The sequence below is a fragment of the Mariniflexile sp. TRM1-10 genome (assembly GCF_003425985.1).
In the GTDB taxonomy this organism is placed as follows: domain Bacteria; phylum Bacteroidota; class Bacteroidia; order Flavobacteriales; family Flavobacteriaceae; genus Mariniflexile.
Genome location: NZ_CP022985.1, coordinates 2063927 through 2084601, shown reverse-complemented (window position 1 = coordinate 2084601; position 20675 = coordinate 2063927). Strand labels below are relative to the sequence as shown.

The window sequence follows — 20675 nt, the reverse complement described above, 5'->3', positions numbered from 1 at the left end:
GTCATGGGAAAAGTAACAGGATTTAAAGAATTTGAAAGACAAGATGAAAGCAATGCGCCCGTAAAAGAGCGTTTAAAACATTATAAAGAATTTACCATTCCTTTAAGTGATACGGAAATGTCAAAACAGGGATCACGCTGTATGGATTGCGGCATTCCTTTTTGCCACAGTGGTTGCCCACTTGGTAATTTAATACCGGATTTTAACCACATGGTATATCAAGGTGAATGGCAGAAAGCCTCTTGGTTATTGCATGCAACCAATAATTTCCCAGAGTTTACAGGACGTTTATGTCCTGCACCCTGTGAAAAGTCATGTGTGTTAGGCATTATTGAAGATCCCGTATCAATTGAAAACATTGAAAAACAAATCGTAGAGCGTGCTTTTAAAGAAGGTTGGATAAAACCACAACCGCCAAAAACAAGAACGGGCAAAACCGCTGCTATAGTAGGCTCTGGTCCTGCTGGTTTAGCAGCTGCACAACAATTAAACAGAGCAGGACATACTGTAACTGTTTTTGAAAGAGATGATGAAGTTGGTGGTTTATTACGCTACGGCATTCCTAATTTTAAAATGGAAAAAGGTATCATAGACCGTAGAATTGCCATTTTAGAAGCCGAAGGCATTACTTTTAAAACCAATGTGAATGTTGGTGTAAATTATGATGTTGAAGAATTAAAGAACTTTGATGCTGTAGTGCTTTGTGGTGGCGCTACCGAAAGAAGAAGCTTACCTACACCTGGATCTGATGCAGATGGTGTGGTACAAGCTATGGATTTCTTAACCCAACAAACCAAAGTATTATTTGGCAAAGAAGTTAAAGACCAAGTTTTGGCAACCGATAAGCATGTCATAGTAATTGGTGGTGGAGATACAGGATCAGATTGTGTTGGAACATCAAACCGTCAAGGGGCTAAATCGGTAGTGAATTTTGAAATCATGCCAAAACCCCCAGGGCACCGTTCACCTACAACTCCATGGCCTTTTTGGCCATTACAGTTAAAGACATCGTCATCGCACGAGGAAGGTGTTGAACGTAACTGGTTAATAAATACCAAAGAGTTTATAAAAGACGCCAATGGCAAATTAATCGCTTTAAAAACTGTAAATGTTGAGTGGAAAATGGTTCCAGGTGAGCGTCCTCAACTGCTAGAAATTGAAGGTTCAGAAAAAACATGGCCATGCGATTTAGCATTACTTGCTCTTGGATTTACAGGTCCAGAAAGCACTATTGCAGATCAATTAGGCATTGAAAAAGATGCTCGTTCCAACTACAAAGCAGAATACGGAAAATACCAAACCAATATCCCTAACATCTTTACCGCTGGTGATATGCGTAGAGGACAATCATTAATTGTTTGGGCAATTTCCGAAGGTCGAGAAGCAGCGCGTCAAGTTGACATTTACTTAATGGGTAAATCCGATTTACCTACTAAAAACGAAGCTGGCGATTTAATAGCCTTATAAAAAATACCAACCCCCTTTATTGAGAATAATAAAGGGGGTTATATGTTATATCTGTAAATATTTTCGTTTAAAATTAAAAAAAAATCAAAAACACCCCATTTTTAACCATTTTAAAAAATATTTAACATAATAGAAAGTGTTAAATACTATATTTGCTTCTAATATTTTTTCTTAATGATTAGAAAGGCAATAGCGATATTTTTTACAACCTTATTTATGGCACTTATTATTGTGCCATCTGTAATTATTGCATTAGATGATTCTATTGATACTTCTATATTCTATTCTATAACAGAAGAAGAAGAGAACAGCAAGACCAAAAACTTGATATCGCCGTTTTCGCTTCAAAATCATGATGGTTTAGCCTATTTTACGTTAAGGCCTCTTCGTTTTTTTAGTTACAGGTTTAAAAATTACCCAAAACCCCACCTCAATTTAATTTCTCCGCCACCAGAACGCATCATATTATAATTTCGGTTTTTTTCTGACTTTGAAAAAAGTCAACTAATCACGTTTAATAACTTTTGGTTTTTAACCAAGAGTAAAATTTAATTATAATATGTTTAAAACTATTAAAAACGACTTGCCTGCAAGTATCGTTGTGTTTTTTGTTGCCTTACCATTATGTTTAGGTATCGCTCTTGCGAGTGGTGCCCCTTTATTTTCGGGTTTAATTGCAGGCATTATTGGAGGAATTGTTGTTGGAGGCTTAAGTGGCTCTAAAGTTGGTGTTAGTGGGCCTGCAGCGGGCTTAGCCGCTATTGTTTTAACTGCCATTGGCACCTTAGGAGGTTATGAAAACTTTTTAGTTGCTGTTGTTTTAGGTGGTGCTATTCAAATACTTTTCGGAGTTTTAAAAGCCGGAGTTATTGGCTATTATTTTCCCTCATCTGTTATCAAAGGCATGTTAACGGGTATTGGTATCATCATTATTTTAAAACAAATACCAAACTTTTTCGGGTACGATGAAGAGTCCGCTTGGGACCTTGAATTTTTTGAAATGGATGGTGGTAACACCTTTTCAGAATTATTCAGCATGTTGGGTAATATACACCCAGGAGCTGCTTTAATTGGATTTGTTAGTTTAATATTAATAATATTTTGGGATAAAGTATTAAGTAAAAAATCTAGAATATTTCAATTAATTCAAGGGCCTTTTGTTGTGGTTGTTTTAGGAATTATCTTTTTTATTATAACCCAAAATCATGAACTATTGTCTATTGGACAAAAGCACATGGTTAGCGTACCTATTCCTGATAATGCTACCGATTTTTTAAGCCAATTTAGTTTCCCAAATTTCACTGCCATAACAAATGTAGATGTTTGGATTACTGCCTTTACTATTGCATTAGTAGCAAGTTTAGAAACTTTATTATGTGTTGAAGCTTCAGATAAAATTGACCCTGATAAAAATGTAACACCCACAAACCGCGAGTTATTGGCACAAGGTACGGGTAACATGATTTCTGGTTTAATTGGCGGTTTACCAATTACACAGGTAATTGTTAGAAGTTCTGCAAATATCCAATCTGGTGGAAAAAGTAAATTATCGACCATATTACATGGTCTTCTACTTTTAGTATCGGTCATATTAATTCCCCGTTTACTTAACATGATCCCATTATCGGTTTTAGCTTCTATCCTTTTGGTTGTTGGTTACAAATTAGCAAAACCATCTTTATTCAAAAAAATGTATGAACTAGGATGGAAACAATGGATTCCATTTATAGTAACCGTTTTTGGCATTGTGTTTACCGATTTACTGTTTGGAATTTGTTTAGGGCTTATGGTTGGTATTGTCGTGATTTTACTTAAAAGCTACCAAAATTCACATTTCCTTCATATTGAAGACAAAAGCAATGGTAAACATAAAATAAAAATGACGCTTGCAGAAGAGGTTACCTTTTTTAACAAAGGAGCCATTCTTAAAGAATTAGATAGTTTACCACGAGATACCTATTTAGAATTGGATCTCATTAAGACCCGATATTTAGACAATGATATTATAGAGATTCTTGAAGATTTCCTATTTAAAGCCAAAGAAAGAAACATCGATATTAAACTTGTTTCAAAACGTGGTATTGTTGAAAATCCATCAAGTTTCATCAAATTCTTTAACGAGAGACCAAAATCGAAATTAAGCTTAAGTTAAAAACATCATGAAAAAAAATAAATATAAAATATTAGTGCTTGCCGATTTAAAAAAATCGACGAGCACGACACTAAAAAGCACTGTTAGTCTAGCAAAAATGATTGGTGCTGAGGTGGATTTTTTTTATGTAAAAAGCGCTTCAGAGATTGTTGAAAGAGACAATCAATTATCTGCCATTCGTGTGATTAACCAAGATTATACGGCAACCGATAAAAAAATAAAAAAGATAATACAATCTGTTTCAGAGAACCATCAAATAAACATCAATTACTCGTTTGCATTTGGGAATGTTAAAAACGAAATAAGTAGCTGTATTAAAGAAAAACAACCAGACATTATTGTTTTAGGAAAGAAAAAAAACAATTTATTAAATTTGAATGGAGATAAGATTATTCAATTTGTTTTAAAACAATTTAGTGGTACCATTCTAATAGCAGATGCAAATAACACGTTAGAGCCCGATGTAAAATTATCATTAGGTGTTTTAAATAATATTGAAACAACACTTAGTACCTCTTTAGCTCAAGATTTGTTAGCTCATATCCAAACACCTGTAAAATCATTTAAAATTGTTAAAAAAGCCAAAGTATTGGATGAAGCCATTTTTTCTACAAATATCAATACCATAGAATATGTATTTGAAGAAAACGATCATACTATTGCTAATCTTTCAAACTACATATCAAAAAATAACATTAACCTGTTGTGTATAGATAGATTGGAAAATGGTTCAAAAAACAAATCCAAAACAACAACGCAGGATATTAAGTCTATTATAAAAAAACTTAATGTCTCTCTCCTGTTAACAGGTAAATAAAAAATTAAACCAGTAAAATTATGAAAGCACATACAAGAGAAACCCAAGCAACCATGACGCCTCAAAAGGCATTACAATATTTAAAAGAAGGCAATCAAAGATTCCAAAATAACTTAAAAGCAAACCGTAACTTATTAGAACAAGTTAACGATACTAGTGAAGGGCAATTTCCGTTTGCAACCATTTTAAGTTGTATAGATTCTAGAGTTTCCGCCGAATTAGTATTCGACCAAGGTTTAGGCGATATTTTCAGTGTTCGTATTGCAGGAAACTTTGTGAATGAAGATATTTTAGGAAGTATGGAATTTGCCTGTAAACTCGCAGGAACCAAATTATTAGTGGTATTAGGACATACGAGTTGTGGTGCTGTAAAAGGCGCTTGCGACGATGCCAAACTGGGCAATTTAACCACTATGTTAGGTAAAATTAAACCAGCTGTTGAATCTGTAACAGAACCTACGGACAAAAGCTTAAGAAATTCTAAAAACCTAGATTTTGTAGATCGTGTTGCAGAAAAAAATGTAAGCATTGCTATAGAAAACATTAGAAAACAAAGCCCTATTTTAAAAGAAATGGAAGACAATAATGAAATAGATATTGTTGGGGCTATGTATGACATCAACACAGGTGAAGTTGCATTTTTTGAATAAAAAGTAAAAAACACTAAACATATTATGAAGAAGAGAATAAGTATGGTAGCACTAACGTTAGCGTTAGTGCTGCCTAACTTTATAAATGCTCAAGACAGCAATTTTGGTAATTGGCTTATATACATTGGAAACAAAAAGGTAAATTCTAAATGGAATATCCATAACGAAATTCAATACCGAAATTATAATGCTATTGGCGATTTAGAACAATTACTGTTAAGAACAGGTTTAGGTTATACGTTTAACGAAAACAAAAATAACGTTCTATTAGGCTATGGTTATATTTTATCTGAAAATTATATAGGTGATACCGATGAAAAAACAAGTGTTAATGAACACCGAATTTTTCAGCAATTTACATCAAAGCAAAACATCGGAAGCCTCATATTAAACCATCGTTACCGCTTTGAACAACGCTTTGTTGAAAATGATTTTAAAATGCGTTTCCGTTATTTTTTAAGTTTAAACATTCCTTTTTCCGAAACAAGCAACTATTATATTTCGGCATACAATGAAGTATTTTTAAATACCGAAAGTGCCGTTTTCGACAGAAACAGAGTTTATGGGGGTATTGGTTATAACTTAAATAAAAACATAAAACTAGAAGCTGGATATATGAATCAATTTTTTGAGACTTCAAGCAGAGATCAATTTAATTTGATAGCGTTTGTAACTTTCTAAAAATTTTAAATAATAACCCCATAGTTTTTTATGTATTTGGGTTTCTGAAGTGATTTTAATTTTAAATAATTAACTTAGAACTTTAAAATAAATTCCATTATGAAAAACCTATTTTCAAATTTAAAAGGCGATGCTTTTGGCGGTATTACTGCTGGTATTGTAGCATTACCATTAGCTTTAGCTTTCGGGGTATCATCTGGTCTGGGTCCAAGTGCAGGGCTTTACGGCGCCATTTTTCTAAGTTTTTTTGCAGCACTTTTTGGTGGCACAAACACTCAGATTTCGGGACCAACGGCTCCTATGACGGCCGTGAGTATGGTTGTAATTGCAGGCATCATTGCCATAAACGACGGTGATATTGAAAAAGCCTTACCAGCAATACTTATCGTATTTTTGTTAGCAGGCATTATGCAAGTGGGATTGGGTCTCTTAGGACTTGGTAGGTACATAAAATATATTCCTTATCCCGTAGTTTCTGGTTTTATGACAGCCATTGGTGTTATTATTCTAATTACACAAATTTTACCTTCTATAGGGTATTATCCAAAAGAAGACACAGAATTTGTTAGCCAATTCAAACCCCAGGCTGAAGAATTAATTTTAGAAAATATTTTAAAAGAAGAAGCTAGCGAAGGTATTTTGGTTTTAGAAGATTTTGAAGAAACGTTGAAAAGAGCCAAACTTATTACTGATGACGATATTTTAAAAGAATCAAAAACACTAGCCAAAAACGAGGCTTCCGGAGTTATGGGAACCTTAAAAGTATTGCCTAGAGCTATACAAAACATTAATTGGTTAGAGTTGATTTTAGCGCTTTCGACCATATTCATCATCTATGGTTTTAAGCGTATCACCACAAAAATACCCAGCACCTTGGTTGCTTTGGTTGTTGTATCGGGTGCAGCCATAGCGTTTGGATTAAACTACAGGCCTATTGAAGAAATTCCAAGTGGGATACCAATTCCTCATTTAGAAATTTTCACCAATTTCAGTATTGGAAGCATAACACCTTATGTTTTTACAGCTTTAACTTTGGCTTTGCTAGGCGCCATCGATTCTTTATTAACAAGTATTGTGGCCGACAATATGACCAAGACAAAACATAACCCCAACAAAGAACTTATAGGGCAAGGTATTGGTAATAGTATAGGGGCGCTTTTTGGTGGTATTCCTGGTGCAGGCGCAACCATACGAACTGTTGTAAATATCAATTCTGGAGGAAAAACAAAACTTTCGGGTATGATTGCCGGTATCATGTTACTTATTATCTTACTAGGTCTTGGGCCCATTGCATCAAGAATTCCAGCGGCGGTACTTGCAGGTATATTAGTTACTGTCGGGATAGGGGTTATGGATTATAAAGGACTTAAAGCCGTACCAAGTTTACCAAGAGACGCTAAGATTGGACCTATTAATATAAGTTCAGAAGTTATTATTATGTTTGTTGTTTTACTACTTTCTTCGTTCTGGAATTTAGTTTACGCAGTAGGAATTGGGCTTATTATAGCGTCTTTAATGTTTATGAAAAAAATAGGCGATTTAACTGCCGAACGTTCTGATGTTAAATCTTTAAAGGAAGAAGCTTGGAGCGATGAACTTGATTTTCCAGAGCAATTAAAAGAAAAAGTGTTTATTAAGCACATTAAAGGCCCTTTGTTTTTTGGCTCTACAAACGAGTTTTTAAGTTTAGCGGCACAAATTCCAAAAACAGCATCAATAGTTATTATTCGTTTAGACCGCATGCAATATATGGATCAATCTGGACTATACGCTATGGAAGATGTCCTTCAGGAACTTAATAAAAACAGCATCACCCCCCTGTTTGTTGATTTGCTAAATCAACCAAAATACATGATGGAGCGCATTGACATTATTCCAGATTTAATGCCAAGAGAACAAATTTTTGATACTCTTGATGAGTGCATTAAATGGATTAAAGCTAAAAACGATCTAAATCTGAATCAATAGATAAAAAAGAGGCTGTCTAAAAAGTCTAGTTCTATGTCATATTGAGCTTGTCGAAATATTTTAACTTACTGGTAATCAATATCGGTTTCGACAAGCTCAACCTGACAAATTAAATTTAAAGGACTTTTTAGACAGCCTCTTTTTATAAAGCTTATTTTTTACTGTGCATCGCGCATAAACTCTTCACACTTTTCAACCATGTTTTTACTACCGCAAATAAAAGGCACACGCTGGTGCAATTCCGTTGGTGTAATATCCATAATTCTGGTAAAACCATCACTGGCTTTACCGTTTGCTTGTTCTGCTAAAAAAGCCATAGGGTTGCATTCATATAACAAACGCAACTTGCCATTGGAGTTTAATGAGCTTTTTGGGTATAAGTAAATACCGCCTTTTATCATGTTTCTGTGAAAATCGGACACTAAAGATCCAATATACCTAGACGTGTATGGTCTATCACCTTCTTCCTTCTGGCAATATTTTATGTAATTTTTAACCCCTTGCGGAAAGTGAATATAATTCCCCTCGTTAACAGAATAAATATGGCCATCTTCTGGAAACTGCATATTAGGGTGTGATAAATAAAATGACCCAATAGCGGGATTCAATGTAAACCCATTAACACCAGCGCCCGTTGTATAAACCAACATGGTAGATGTTCCATAAACCACATAACCTGCCGCTACTTGCTGACTTCCTTTTTGTAAAAAATCTTCAATGGTAACAGGGCTTCCTATAGGTGTAATACGTCTGTAAATTGAAAAAATAGTTCCTACAGATACATTGACATCAATATTTGAAGAACCATCTAATGGATCTATTAACACAACATATTTGTTTTGATGGTTTTCATCTTGACTATTAATAGCAATAAAATCGTCTTCCTCTTCACTGGCAATACCGCAAACGATATTCCTATTGGTAAGTGTTTGGATGAACTTTTCGTTCGCATAAACATCCAACTTTTGTTGGTCCTCTCCTTGTATGTTTGTATCACCGGCAGCTCCAATAATATCTACTAATCCTGCTTTATTAACTTCATGGTTTACAACTTTGGCAGCCAGTCTAATAGAATTAATAAGACTAGATAATTCACCCGAAGAATATTTAAAAGATGATTGGTTTTCAATGATAAATTCCCCTAAGGTTTGCTTTTTGTGAGACATAAATTAGATTTTTTGCTACAAATATCTGCTATTTTTTAATGAACTACAACGTTTTCGTTCAACATTAACCTTTTATATATTCAACTTTAAACTATCTTTGAAATACCTGAAACAAAACTTGCTTCAAAAGACAAAAGCAAATTAGGTATAGCATCTGATTTTATTTTAAAGAAAAAACGATCAGATAAAACATCCATGTTAAAAACACTTTTAACACATAGAAACATGATTATGGATGTAACATCTGACCGATAAAAAACAATAGAGATAAACAGATGAAACATCCATGCTAAAAACATTCTTAACACACAGAAGCATGATTATGGATGTAACATCTGACCGATAAAAAACAATAGAGATAAACAGATGAAATAATTAAAATAAAATATGAGTTTCACAATAAGAAAAGCAAAAAAAGAAGATATGCCGCAAGTGCTATCGTTAATAAACCAATTAGCTCATTTTGAAAAAGAACCCGAAGCCGTAATAATAACTGTTGAAGATTTACAACAAGATGGCTTTGGCGAACATCCTGCATTTTTTTGTTTTGTGGCTGAAATAAATTCGAAAATTGAAGGCATTGCATTAGGCTATAACCGCTATTCTACCTGGAAAGGAAAAACAATTCACCTAGAAGATTTAATTGTTAACGAAACTGCTAGAGGCACCGGATTAGGTTCTGCCCTGTTAGATGAAGTTGTAAAATACGGTCATCAATTAGGCGTGAAACGCATTAATTGGGAGGTGCTTGATTGGAACGAACCTGCCATAACATTTTATAAACAAAAAGGAGCTACCATAAAAGAAGAATGGCGTGTTGTTCACATGGATGAACAGAGCATAAAAAACTATATTTCAAAACTATAATATGCAGGTATTTAAATTTGGTGGCGCATCGGTTAAAGATGCCCGCAGTGTTAAAAATGTGGCTTCGTTATTACAAAAAGTAGGCTACAAAAACACACTAATTGTTGTTTCTGCTATGGGAAAAACAACCAATGCTTTAGAACTTGTTGTTAAAAATTATTTTGATAATAAAACCGAATTACAAAGCACTTTACAAGAAGTTATAAAGTACCACAATGAAATTCTATTGGATTTATTTGATAACGAAAACCATGAAGTTTTTAAAAAAGTAACCGCCTTTTTTAATGAGCTCAACCAATTTTTATCATCCAATAAATCGCCCGATTATAATTTTGTTTACGACCAAATTATAGGCTATGGCGAGTTGGTTTCAACAACTATTGTTAGTGCGTATTTAAACAGTATCCAAATAAAAAATAACTGGATAGATGTTCGCGAACATATTAAAACCGATAATTATTACCGAAGCGCACATGTTAATTGGGAAGAAACACAACAACATATCACATCAAATTTTAATAAAACTGTTTTAAATATTACCCAAGGCTTTTTAGGTAGCGACTCTAATAATTTTACAACCACTTTAGGTAGAGAAGGTAGCGATTATACAGCAGCTATTTATGCCTATTGCTTAAACGCCGAGCGTGTAACTATTTGGAAAGACGTTCCGGGGGTATTAAATGCCGACCCACGCTATTTTGAAAATGCCCAATTGCTTAACCAAATAAGTTACCGCGAAGCCATAGAATTAGCATTTTATGGGGCTTCGGTTATTCACCCAAAAACCTTACAACCTTTACAAGGTAAAGAAATTCCTTTGTATGTAAAATCGTTTTTAAACCCAGAAGCTCCAGGTACTAGAATAGGCAAAAACATTACTTTAGACCCCATGGTTCCTTGTTTTATAGTTAAGAAAAATCAAGTTTTAATCTCATTATCATCCTTGGATTTTTCATACATCGTTGAAGAAAATATTAGCGACATATTCAATTTATTACACTTATACAAAATGAAAGTGGACGTTATTCAAAATTCGGCCATTAGTTTTTCGGTCTGCGTCGATAACATTTATGACAATCTTGACAAATTATTACATCATTTAAAAGCGAAATTTAAAGTAACCTGTCATAAAAACGTATCTCTTTATACTATTAGGCATTATACCCAGAACGCAATTAACCAAATTGAAGAAGGTAAAACGGTGTTATTAAAACAATTAACACAAGAAACTGTTCAAGTAGTAAGTAAGTAAACAATTTAGTACATTTACAGTCATGACCAAACAACAAGATTCAGGATTAGTCTCAGCTAAAGAAGTGGCTAAAGTAATAAACGTAGACAACTATGGTTTTATAGGAACGTTTATTGGTTGGTTGCTTATGAAAGTGCTTAAGATTTCAACTCTAAATAAATTTTACACACGGAACAAACACCTTCAAGGGATCGATTTTTTAGATAAAATTTTAGATGAGTTTCAAATTAAATTTGAAATTCCTGAAGAAGATTTAAAACGACTTCCTAAAGATGGTGCTTACATTACGGTTTCAAACCATCCTCTTGGCGGTATTGATGGTATTTTACTTTTAAAACTAATGCTCGAACAGCGTAGCGATTTTAAAATAATTGCCAATTTTTTATTGCACCGTATCGAGCCAATGAAGCCTTACATTATGCCTGTAAATCCTTTTGAGGATAGGAAAGACGTAAAATCGAGTCTTGTAGGCTTTAAAAATGCCATTTTACATTTACGTGAAGGTTGTCCATTAGGTATTTTTCCAGCAGGAGAAGTATCAACTTACAGGGATGGCAAATTAATGGTTGATAGACCTTGGGAAGAAGCAGCCATGAAGTTGGTAAAAAAGGCCGAAGTTCCTGTAGTGCCTATTTACTTTCATGCAAAAAACAGCCGATTATTCTATAAGCTATCAAAAATTAGTGATACGTTAAGAACTGCCAAATTACCTTCTGAAGTATTAACGCAAAAAAGGCGTACCATTAAAGTTAGAATAGGAAAACCCATTTCGGTTGAAGACCAAAAAGAACATACATCTCTTGATGATTTTTCAGAATTTTTAAGACGAAAAACCTATATGTTATCGAATTCTTTTGAAAACAAATCGAAAATATTAGATAACATTCAATCTACTTTAAAAACACCTAAAGCGCCAAAACGTATTGTAACACCTGTTGAAAATACATTAATGATTAGTGAGGTAGAAGCGTTACGTAAGGATGACTCTAGGTTACTACAAAGTAAAAACTATGAAGTCTTTTTAGCTGAGGCCTATAAAATTCCTAATATCCTGCGTGAAATTGGTCGTTTACGCGAAATTACTTTTAGAGAAGTTGGTGAAGGCACCAATGAATCCATAGATTTAGATGTTTTTGATAACTATTACCACCATATGTTTCTATGGGATAATGACAATAAGGTGCTTGCAGGAGCCTACAGATTGGGTTTAGGCTCTAGAATTTTTGAACGTTACGGTATTAATGGTTTTTATTTACAAGACTTGTTTCGGTTTGAACCCGAGTTATATAAAATGATGAGTGAGTCCATCGAAATGGGACGTGCTTTCATTATTAAAGAATATCAACAAAAACCGATGCCATTGTTTTTACTTTGGAAAGGCATCGTACATATCACCTTACGTTACCCTGAACATAAATATTTAATTGGCGGTGTGAGCATTAGCAATCAGTTTTCCAATTTCTCGAAATCGTTGATGATTGAGTTTATGAAATCGCATTATTACGACCCCTATTTAGCGCAATATGTGAGTCCTAAAAAAGAATTTAAAGTAAAACTGAAAGACGCCGACAAAGATTTTGTTTTTGATGAAACTGAAGCCGATTTAAACAAATTTGACAAAATTATTGATGAGATTGAACCAGGTGCGTTACGCCTACCTGTACTACTTAAAAAATACATAAAACAAAACGCCAAATTACTGGCATTCAATGTAGATCCTTTATTTAACAATGCTGTTGATGGATTGATGTATATTAGAATTGCCGACTTACCCGAAAGCACCGTACGCCCCGTTATGGAAGAGTTTCAAGCAGAACTGGAACGTAAGTTTATGGAGAATAATGAAGAGTGAATGACGGTTTTTAAACTCTAAAAAAGTTACTATTTTATTATCTAAACAACATGATGATGCCTCCCAAAGCTGTGACTATTAGCACAAAACGTCTGTAATTAACATTCGAAATGAGTTTCACTATATAAGCTCCCAAGAAAAAGCCCAAAATAACCATGGGTATTAAAATCGAATTCAAAACCAATGTTTCTACACTAACGGTTTTCCAAACAAAAAAATGAAAGGGCAATTTAAACACATTTATTATAAAGAATAGCCAAGCAGCTGTCCCTATAAATTCGTTTTTAGGCAGACGCATGGCAAGAAAATAAATATCGGAAATAGGACCTGCCAAATTACCGACCATCGTGGTAAAGCCTGCCAGAAACCCCGCTGAATTAGAAAACCACTTATTGGTTGGTACGGTGGTAGATTTTCGGTTTTCCATATAAAACATAATGAGCACAGATCCAATGATGATGACCGCCATAATGCGTTTAAAAACAACTTCAGAAATATCATTACCTACCCAAACGCCTACTAAAACCCCAATAACCATAGCAGGCAACAATTTTTTTATATAGTGCCATTGCGCATGCTTGTTGTAATATACCACAGCAAAAATATCGGCACAAATTAGCATAGGAAGCAAAATACCTGTGGATGCTTTTTCACCAAACACAAAAGCCAGTATCACAACAATAATAATCCCAATGCCTTTGACACCTGATTTTGCTAATCCCAATAAAAAAACCGCAAAACAAATAGCTGTCCATTGCAATACGGTTAAATGGAATGATTGTAGAATTTCGAAATAAGTCAATTTGGTTGATGGGTGTTAGTGGATGGTTGTTGGTCTTGGGTCTTGGGTCTTGGGTCTTGGGTCTTGGGTCTTGGGTCTTAAAATTTACAAAAAAGCACTATCTATGGGTTCCCAAAGTTCAATTTTATTGCCATCGTTATCTAAAATCCAACCAAATTTGCCGTATTCGTATTCTTCAATATCGCCAACAACCGTAACGCCTTCGCTTTTTAAAACCTTTATTAATTCAATTAAATTTTCAACCCTATAATTAAACATAAAGTCTTTTTTTGACGGCTCGTAATATTTGGTATCTTCAGCAAACGGGCTCCATTGGGTTGAACAATTGTTCCCTTCCTTGTCTTTCCACCAAAAGGTACAGCCATAATCGTCGGTATTGAATCCTAAATGTTTTTTGTACCAATCTTTTGTTTCCTTAGGGTCTTTCGTTTTAAAAAACAACCCGCCAATACCTGTAACTCTGTTTTTCATTTTATAGTTTATTTTTTAATATTCTTTTCTTTAGTACATGACAAAAATAGAAGAGTGTCACATTGAGCCTTTCGGCTGGGTTCAAGATAAACTAAAGTCGAAATGCTATTAAAAACAATACTTCCAATGTCTTCGACTGCGCTCAGACTGACATCTGAATATATTTGAATTTTTGTCATGTACTAAAATTCTTTTCGTACATGTTTATCCATTCTTCAACAGTTATTTTTGAAGCTAATTCACCAATAAGTCCGTACGGAATATCATCAATATATTTAAAACGAACGCAACCTTTACCCATGTCGAGTTTCCGCTTGCAGTATTTGGGATATTCAGCAACAAACCAATCGTATAATGCTTTTTTAGCGTATACCCCCGAATGATATACGTTTATAGTATTTTTTTGTGAAGCAATGCTCATAAACGGCAAAGGCAGTTCTGGCGCGCAATGATACCCATCTGGATATATGGTGTGAGGCACTACATAACCAATCATGCCATAACTCATGGTTTCTTCAAAACCTTTTGGGATATTTTTTTTAATGACTTCTCTCAACTTCTTAATGGGTTCTTGCCTGTCCTCTGGAAGTTGATTGATGTAATCTTCGGGTGAGTTTGCTTGGTATGGCACTTCGTTTGCTTTAAAAGCTTAAAGTTAACAAAATTTTGCTTTAATCTTATCGACAATGGTTTGTGCCAGTTTTTCTTTGCTTTCGACAGTCCAACCAGCAACATGTGGTGTTAAAAGAACGCTTTGTGATGCTATTAAATATTGGAATGGTTCGGGCATAGTTGTCGTAAACATATCTTCAAAAGATGCTTTTTCATATTCTAAAACATCTAACCCAGCACCCAATATTTTTCCAGATTTTAATGCCAAAACCAAATCTACCGTAACCACACTTTTACCACGTGCCGTATTGATGAACCAAAACGGTTTTTGAAATTGATTGATAAAATCGGCATTCATCATGTTCAACGTTAAAGGCGTTTGTGGGATGTGTAAACTTACAACATCCACTTTTTCTTGAAATTCTTTTAGGGGCACTTGTTTTGCATTGCCATCACCAACTTGATCCTGTATGTCGTAGCACAGTACTTCAACATCAAACCCGCATAGCTTTTTCGCAAAGGCTTTACCCATATTGCCATAACCAATAATACCAACTGTTTTTCCGTCGAGTTCTATACCTCGATTGGCTTCCCGTAACCATTTGCCTGTTCTAACTTCTTGATCGGCTTTATTTAGTTTGTTGAATAATGATAGTAACATACCCAAAGTATGTTCACCCACCGCATTGCGGTTACCTTCGGGTGCTGCAATAAGTTCAATGCCTTTTGTAATAGCATAATCACAATCTATGTTTTCTAAACCAGCCCCTACACGTCCAATAAATTTTAGGTTTTTGGCAGCATCAAGAAATTGTTTGTCAATAGCGAATCTGCTCCTTAAAATAATGCCATCATAATCTGAAATTTTGGTTTCAATAGTTTCTTTTGAAGACGTGTAATCTTCATGATTGGTAAATCCCAAATCATTTAGTTGATTGATTAAAAGGTCGTGATTGGTATCTAGGTGAAGGATTTTCATGTTATGCCATTTCAAAAATCAAATGTAATTATTATGTGATGCTGAAACAAGTGCAGCATGACGTTTTTTACCTTGCTGATTTTGCGTTAAGGATGACTCTTCAAACTATTTTGAATGAATGAAATTGTGAATGCTCCGCATTTGCAGTGGAAAGCCCACAGTGAGGTATGGGCAGACTTATAACATAAAGCCCGACCTTGGTAGCGCCCAAATTGTTTAAAACCCTAAAATAAACTTTGCGATTAAAAAATACATTAATATACCAAACACATCGTTGCTTGTAGTAATAAACGGTCCTGTAGCTACGGCGGCATCGATACCGCGTTTGTCTAAAAATATAGGGATGAATGTACCTATTAACGCTGCCATTATGATGACTGAAATTAAGGCAACGCATATAGTTAATGACTCTAGATAGCTGGTGTCAAATGCAAAATGACTTATAGGCAATACGATACATGCAATGGCTAGCCCATTGACTAAACCCAATAAAAATTCTTTGAAAAGGCGGCTTATGATATTACCATTTATGGAGTCGTTGGCTAAACCTTGCACCACAATGGCAGATGATTGTACACCAACGTTTCCTGCGGTTGCTTGTATTAAGGGAATAAACATTAAAAGTGCTGGAAATTTCAGCATGGCATCGTTAAACCCGCTAATAATACTTGCTGCCCCTATGCCTCCAAACATGCCTATAAGCAGCCACGGCAAACGGGCTTTGGTAAGCTCCCAAATATTATCATCGGCCTCTACATCGGCCGTAATACCTGCAGCTAATTGATAATCTTTCTCGGCTTCTTCTTTCATGACGTCCACAATGTCGTCAATAGTGATTCTACCTAATAATATTTGATTATCGTCTACAACTGGGATGGCTTCCAAATCGTATTTCTGCATCACTCTGGCAACGTCTTCGGCATCGTCGTGTACATTTACATAATCAACGCTAGAGTTAGATAATTCAGCTATTCTTTGGTCACTTTTAGCAACAATAAGATCTTTTAACGATAAGCGCCCAACCAATCTATTTTGCTTATCCACCACATAAATGGAATGGACACGGGTTACTTCTTTGGCTTGTCCTCTTATGCGACGTAAACAGCCTGCAACCGTCCAAGTTTCATAGACTTTAACCAGCTCTTTTGCCATAAGTCCACCTGCCGTATCTTCATCATAAGCCAGTAATTCTTCAATTTCTGCCTTGTGTTCCTCGTCTTCAATATGTGAGATAACTTCACGCTTACGTTCTTCAGGTAATTCAGAAATGATATCGGCAGCATCATCGGTATCTAGTTCACCAATTTCATCGGCAATTTCTTTTGAAGACAGGTTTCTTAATACTTTTTCTCGATTGTCTTCATCGAGCTCCATTAAGATATCTGCGGTGGTTTCGGAATCTAGAAGTTTTATAATATATACAGCCTCATCTAAATCTAATTCATCTAAAATTTCGGCAATATCGGCGTAGTGAAAGTCTTTTAAAAGTTTCTGAAGCGCTTTGTCATCATTTACTTCAATAAGACGTTCTACCTGATTTATTAAATCATCGGTTAATTCAAATTGTATGTTTTCTATTTCTTCAGACAAAATACGATGTTTAAATGTCTTTTTCGATTAACTGTGTGAGTTCTATAAACTGCTGAACATTTAATTGCTCTGGACGTTTGTCAAAGATACTATCTTCTCTTAAATTATCACTTAAATTGAATGTTTTTAAACTGTTACGAAGTGTTTTTCTTCGTTGTTGAAATGCTGTTTTCACTACTTTGAAGAATAAGGCATCTTCACATGGCAGAGAATAGTCTTCTTTTCTTGTGAGTCGTAACACACCCGATTCTACTTTTGGTGGTGGGTTGAATACTGTTGGCGGTACCGTGAAAAGATATTCTGCATCGTAATAGGCTTGTGCTAACACTGACAAAATACCATACACTTTATTGCCTTCTTTTGAGCAAATACGTTCGGCCACTTCTTTTTGGAACATGCCCGAAAACTCAGGGATTTGGCCGCGCATCTCTAAAGTTTTAAAAACAATTTGGGTTGAAATATTATAGGGAAAGTTACCAATAATAGCAAATGGTTCGCCTTTAAATATCTGATTTAAATCGTACTTTAAAAAATCCTTTTCTATAATTCGTGGTGCCAGATTTAAGTAATTAGCTTGTAAATAGGCTACCGATTCGGTATCAATTTCAATAACATGGGTGGTGACTTCTTTCTTTAGTAAATATTTAGTTAGCACGCCCATACCCGGACCAATCTCTAAAACCGTTTTATAGCCTTTTAACGTAAGTGTATCGGCAATTCTTTGCGCAATATCCTCATCGTTTAAAAAGTGTTGTCCTAAATGCTTTTTTGCCTTTACTGTCATTTGTTTTAGGGTGTTGGGTATTAGGTGTTGGGTATTAGGTTTTCGTTATTTGTTGAAAATCGTAATCCGTAAACCGTCTTTTGTGTTATGGTACGAATATAACAAGAATAACTCGCGAAGGCACAATGATTGTTTTGTCTTTTTTCTCTTCTCTATTTTCTGTTATCTTTTTATTTAGAATATTCATCAACAATTTCAAGTTCGGTTCTAAACGCCAATACTTTATCTGCAAATTTTTTAAGAGCTTCGCCTCTTAATTTTGGTGCATCTTCTTTATAATATGCCTCTAAAGCTGCGCGCGATGATGTTCGGTATTGCACCGAATAGGTAACGCCTCCCATGTCTTCTTCTACCAAAACCCTGATAAGCGTTGCTTTTTCAAATTTTCCAGTAGCTAATATTTGTGGAATATGTTCTTCTTTCATCCAAGTCAGCCATTGCTGATGAATGCTTTCGTCTATGTTTGAAGTTACGTTGTATATGATCATTGGGTTCAAGGTTTTGGGTTCAAGGTTCTGGGTCTTGGGTTCCTTTTAATAATCTAACTGTCTAGCAATCTAACAGTCTAATTGTCTAACTATCTAATTGTCTAACCGTCTAAAAATCTAATTAATAGCATCACCTCGTAACGCTCTATAACGCTTTCTGGCTTCTACAAAATAAATACTATCGGCATGGTTAAAAATAATTTTCTCGTATAATGCTTTTGCCTTTTCTGGCTGATTTAATTGATTTTCGTAGAGTTCTGCTAACTTAAAATAGGCATCATCTACTAAAACACCTTCTCCATAATTTGTAATAATAGCATTGTAATTGGCTTCGGCTTTATCAAATTGGGCTTTTTCTTCAAATAATTGGGCTTGTTTAAATAAGGCTTGTGGAATGATGGGTTCGGTTTTGTGTTTGTTTAAAATAGTGTCTAACAAGGCTATAGATTCGTTATTTTTGTTTTGAAACGACAATAAATCGGCTTTCGCATACCTTTTTAGAGCGGTCTGAAGTGAATCTTCATATTTATTATCGGAAATAAGCAGTTTTAAATCTAAGGCATCATTGGCTATAAGTTGCGACGTTGAAGCTTTTAGTACTTTAAGCTGTGATTCTGCCCATTTAAAATCGCCTTTATAATAACTGGTTTTGGCCACTTTATATCGTGCTTCTTGCGACACGGTGCTGTTTTTTACATTTCTCTGTATTTGTGTGTAATAAATTAAGGCATCGTTAAAATTTTCTTGTAAAACCAAAATATCTCCCAACTCTAATTTCACTTCGGCTTGCTGTAGTTCGGTTAATGGCAACTGTAATGTTTTTTCCAGAAAAGACGTTGCCTTTTTCGGGTCGTTTTTATTGAAAGCCAAAAAATGTGCATAAGCAATTTGAAGTTTTAAAGTTTGCGAAAAAGTTCCAAATTTGTTTAATAGCTCGGTGTATTTGGCATCAATAACATCATAATTATCTTCCGTACTTTGCTTTATTTCCAATTGCATTAAATGATGGTGCGCTTCCAACAAAACATCTAAATCTTGCGAGTTCGCTGTTATGTATGTATATATTTCTTTAGCGATTTCCAGTTCGTTTTTACTAAAGGCAATATCTGCTAATTCTTCTATTCTAATTAAACTTTCGGGCTGCCTACTAAAAACAGCTTTCTCTTGGGCAAATGCTTTTTTAAAATCGTTTTGCTGAATAAACAACCAACTTAAAAACTCATTCCAAAGAATGTTTGGTTCTTGTTGTGCTTTTCTAAGCAAAATTTTTCTAAAAATAATGTTGTTCTCATTCTCACTATTTTCACTTATAAAATCGCTTATAGCACGTTTAATATTAGGTAATGTAAATGGATTAGACTCGGCAAAATCAACATAACTGATAAACATTTTTTCAATGTTTCCCTGCTCGCCATACAACTGTGCCAATTGCAGATTAAAATTATAATCCGGTTTTAGTTTCATGGCTTTTTCATACGCAATAATAGCTTCATTTATTAGTGAATGACTTTGAAAACTTCTAGCAATAGAAGATACGTTAATAGGATTTTCATCAATGCTAGCCAGAGCTTTATTATAATTGATATTAGCATTTTCCAAATCATTTTTAAGCTGGTAATTATAGCCCAATTCCACCATAAATACTGGATAATTAATACGTTCCATGAGTTTTAACAAAAATGATTGTGCTTCATCATATTGCTCTAATTCTTGATGCGAACTAACTATTTGAAAAATATAATTAATGTTTGAAGGCGATTGGGTGTATAACTTTTTATATTCAAATAATGCTTTTTCAAAATCCCCGTTTTTATAGTAATCTCTAGCCAATGCATCGTCTTGCGAGTATGCATACGCACTAAATAGAAAGCATAAAATAAATAGGATTTTCATTTATAAAAAATTATTTTACTTTTCATCGGAATAAATCAATTGCTTTTGTTTGTTGATATTTTTTTTACAAAAAAACTTCTTAATTATAGCGATTTCATGTGGTAAAGATAATGAACTCATTTTGACTTTTTCAATTGGCCGCAAAATGAGTTCAATAAATAGGCTGAGTAGCTACTGCTAATAT

The 20675-nt window shown here is 34.5% G+C and carries 19 protein-coding genes; 10 read left to right on the top strand and 9 right to left on the bottom strand.

All coding sequences use genetic code 11. The features are described 5' to 3' along the window. The first annotated feature begins 3 nt into the window (after positions 1 to 3). From CJ739_RS08890 to CJ739_RS08860, 7 genes are all read left to right on the top strand, one after another. Positions 4 to 1467, top strand: a complete 1464-nt coding sequence (locus tag CJ739_RS08890; RefSeq protein WP_117174457.1) for a glutamate synthase subunit beta — start codon at positions 4 to 6, stop codon at positions 1465 to 1467. 174 nt (positions 1468 to 1641) lie between these two features. Further along, positions 1642 to 1938: a hypothetical protein gene (locus CJ739_RS08885; protein WP_117174455.1), complete on the top strand. Its 297-nt coding sequence runs from the start codon at positions 1642 to 1644 to the stop codon at positions 1936 to 1938. An 88-nt stretch (positions 1939 to 2026) separates the two neighbouring features. Further along, on the top strand, positions 2027 to 3619 hold the full coding sequence (locus CJ739_RS08880) for a SulP family inorganic anion transporter (RefSeq protein ID WP_117174453.1): 1593 nt from the start codon (positions 2027 to 2029) through the stop codon (positions 3617 to 3619). Between the two features lie 7 nt (positions 3620 to 3626). Beyond that, positions 3627 to 4436 carry a universal stress protein gene (locus tag CJ739_RS08875; protein ID WP_117174451.1) on the top strand — a complete coding sequence of 270 codons (810 nt, stop codon included), beginning with the start codon at positions 3627 to 3629 and terminating at the stop codon, positions 4434 to 4436. A gap of 20 nt (positions 4437 to 4456) precedes the next feature. Then, the gene (locus tag CJ739_RS08870; protein WP_117174449.1) at positions 4457 to 5086 is read left to right on the top strand and encodes a carbonic anhydrase family protein; all 630 of its coding nucleotides are present in this window, start codon (positions 4457 to 4459) and stop codon (positions 5084 to 5086) included. 24 nt (positions 5087 to 5110) lie between these two features. Further along, positions 5111 to 5767, top strand: a complete 657-nt coding sequence (locus tag CJ739_RS08865; RefSeq protein ID WP_236951640.1) for a DUF2490 domain-containing protein — start codon at positions 5111 to 5113, stop codon at positions 5765 to 5767. A gap of 99 nt (positions 5768 to 5866) precedes the next feature. Then, positions 5867 to 7735 (top strand): SulP family inorganic anion transporter, encoded by a 1869-nt coding sequence (locus tag CJ739_RS08860; RefSeq protein ID WP_117174447.1) that lies wholly within the window; start codon positions 5867 to 5869, stop codon positions 7733 to 7735. A 158-nt stretch (positions 7736 to 7893) separates the two neighbouring features. On the opposite strand, the gene fbp is transcribed toward CJ739_RS08860, so the two are convergent. Beyond that, positions 7894 to 8901, bottom strand: coding sequence for a class 1 fructose-bisphosphatase (fbp, locus tag CJ739_RS08855; protein WP_117174445.1), 1008 nt, complete (start codon positions 8899 to 8901; stop codon positions 7894 to 7896). Between the two features lie 387 nt (positions 8902 to 9288). On the opposite strand from fbp, the gene CJ739_RS08850 reads away from it, so the two are divergent. Genes CJ739_RS08850 through CJ739_RS08840 form a run of 3 tightly spaced genes read left to right on the top strand, consistent with a single transcriptional unit; the run spans position 9289 to position 12872 of the window. Then, entirely contained in the window at positions 9289 to 9768 is a 480-nt protein-coding gene (locus CJ739_RS08850) for a GNAT family N-acetyltransferase (RefSeq protein WP_117174443.1), read from the top strand. A gap of 1 nt (position 9769) precedes the next feature. After that, on the top strand, positions 9770 to 11020 hold the full coding sequence (locus CJ739_RS08845; RefSeq protein ID WP_117174441.1) for an aspartate kinase: 1251 nt from the start codon (positions 9770 to 9772) through the stop codon (positions 11018 to 11020). A gap of 22 nt (positions 11021 to 11042) precedes the next feature. Further along, positions 11043 to 12872, top strand: coding sequence for a GNAT family N-acyltransferase (locus CJ739_RS08840; protein ID WP_117174439.1), 1830 nt, complete (start codon positions 11043 to 11045; stop codon positions 12870 to 12872). Positions 12873 to 12909: 37 nt separating this feature from the next. On the opposite strand, the gene CJ739_RS08835 is transcribed toward CJ739_RS08840, so the two are convergent. The 8 genes from CJ739_RS08835 to CJ739_RS08800 form a co-directional block, all read right to left on the bottom strand. Beyond that, positions 12910 to 13674: a sulfite exporter TauE/SafE family protein gene (locus CJ739_RS08835; protein ID WP_117174437.1), complete on the bottom strand. Its 765-nt coding sequence runs from the start codon at positions 13672 to 13674 to the stop codon at positions 12910 to 12912. A gap of 84 nt (positions 13675 to 13758) precedes the next feature. Continuing rightward, positions 13759 to 14145, bottom strand: coding sequence for a VOC family protein (locus CJ739_RS08830; RefSeq protein WP_117174435.1), 387 nt, complete (start codon positions 14143 to 14145; stop codon positions 13759 to 13761). Positions 14146 to 14320: 175 nt separating this feature from the next. Beyond that, positions 14321 to 14776 carry a DUF1801 domain-containing protein gene (locus CJ739_RS08825; RefSeq protein WP_117174433.1) on the bottom strand — a complete coding sequence of 152 codons (456 nt, stop codon included), beginning with the start codon at positions 14774 to 14776 and terminating at the stop codon, positions 14321 to 14323. Positions 14777 to 14800: 24 nt separating this feature from the next. Beyond that, positions 14801 to 15736, bottom strand: a complete 936-nt coding sequence (locus CJ739_RS08820; protein ID WP_117174431.1) for a 2-hydroxyacid dehydrogenase — start codon at positions 15734 to 15736, stop codon at positions 14801 to 14803. 216 nt (positions 15737 to 15952) lie between these two features. Then, positions 15953 to 17326, bottom strand: coding sequence for a magnesium transporter (mgtE, locus tag CJ739_RS08815; RefSeq protein ID WP_117174429.1), 1374 nt, complete (start codon positions 17324 to 17326; stop codon positions 15953 to 15955). A 10-nt stretch (positions 17327 to 17336) separates the two neighbouring features. Continuing rightward, entirely contained in the window at positions 17337 to 18110 is a 774-nt protein-coding gene (rsmA, locus tag CJ739_RS08810) for a 16S rRNA (adenine(1518)-N(6)/adenine(1519)-N(6))-dimethyltransferase RsmA (protein WP_117174427.1), read from the bottom strand. Positions 18111 to 18280: 170 nt separating this feature from the next. Continuing rightward, positions 18281 to 18598, bottom strand: a complete 318-nt coding sequence (locus tag CJ739_RS08805; protein WP_117174425.1) for a DUF4286 family protein — start codon at positions 18596 to 18598, stop codon at positions 18281 to 18283. A 117-nt stretch (positions 18599 to 18715) separates the two neighbouring features. Next, positions 18716 to 20491, bottom strand: a complete 1776-nt coding sequence (locus tag CJ739_RS08800) for a tetratricopeptide repeat protein (RefSeq protein ID WP_117174423.1) — start codon at positions 20489 to 20491, stop codon at positions 18716 to 18718. Positions 20492 to 20675 lie beyond the last annotated feature (184 nt).

Excerpts from the sequence above, each read along its gene's own strand:
- CJ739_RS08890 (WP_117174457.1), top strand. The coding sequence starts at position 4 with ATGGGAAAAGTAACAGGATTTAAAGAATTTGAAAGACAAGATGAAAGC.
- CJ739_RS08885 (WP_117174455.1), top strand. The coding sequence starts at position 1,642 with ATGATTAGAAAGGCAATAGCGATATTTTTTACAACCTTATTTATGGCA.
- CJ739_RS08880 (WP_117174453.1), top strand. The coding sequence starts at position 2,027 with ATGTTTAAAACTATTAAAAACGACTTGCCTGCAAGTATCGTTGTGTTT.
- CJ739_RS08875 (WP_117174451.1), top strand. The coding sequence starts at position 3,627 with ATGAAAAAAAATAAATATAAAATATTAGTGCTTGCCGATTTAAAAAAA.
- CJ739_RS08870 (WP_117174449.1), top strand. The coding sequence starts at position 4,457 with ATGAAAGCACATACAAGAGAAACCCAAGCAACCATGACGCCTCAAAAG.
- CJ739_RS08865 (WP_236951640.1), top strand. The coding sequence starts at position 5,111 with ATGAAGAAGAGAATAAGTATGGTAGCACTAACGTTAGCGTTAGTGCTG.
- CJ739_RS08860 (WP_117174447.1), top strand. The coding sequence starts at position 5,867 with ATGAAAAACCTATTTTCAAATTTAAAAGGCGATGCTTTTGGCGGTATT.
- fbp (WP_117174445.1), bottom strand. The coding sequence starts at position 8,901 with ATGTCTCACAAAAAGCAAACCTTAGGGGAATTTATCATTGAAAACCAA.
- CJ739_RS08850 (WP_117174443.1), top strand. The coding sequence starts at position 9,289 with ATGAGTTTCACAATAAGAAAAGCAAAAAAAGAAGATATGCCGCAAGTG.
- CJ739_RS08845 (WP_117174441.1), top strand. The coding sequence starts at position 9,770 with ATGCAGGTATTTAAATTTGGTGGCGCATCGGTTAAAGATGCCCGCAGT.
- CJ739_RS08840 (WP_117174439.1), top strand. The coding sequence starts at position 11,043 with ATGACCAAACAACAAGATTCAGGATTAGTCTCAGCTAAAGAAGTGGCT.
- CJ739_RS08830 (WP_117174435.1), bottom strand. The coding sequence starts at position 14,145 with ATGAAAAACAGAGTTACAGGTATTGGCGGGTTGTTTTTTAAAACGAAA.
- CJ739_RS08820 (WP_117174431.1), bottom strand. The coding sequence starts at position 15,736 with ATGAAAATCCTTCACCTAGATACCAATCACGACCTTTTAATCAATCAA.
- rsmA (WP_117174427.1), bottom strand. The coding sequence starts at position 18,110 with ATGACAGTAAAGGCAAAAAAGCATTTAGGACAACACTTTTTAAACGAT.
- CJ739_RS08805 (WP_117174425.1), bottom strand. The coding sequence starts at position 18,598 with ATGATCATATACAACGTAACTTCAAACATAGACGAAAGCATTCATCAG.
- CJ739_RS08800 (WP_117174423.1), bottom strand. The coding sequence starts at position 20,491 with ATGAAAATCCTATTTATTTTATGCTTTCTATTTAGTGCGTATGCATAC.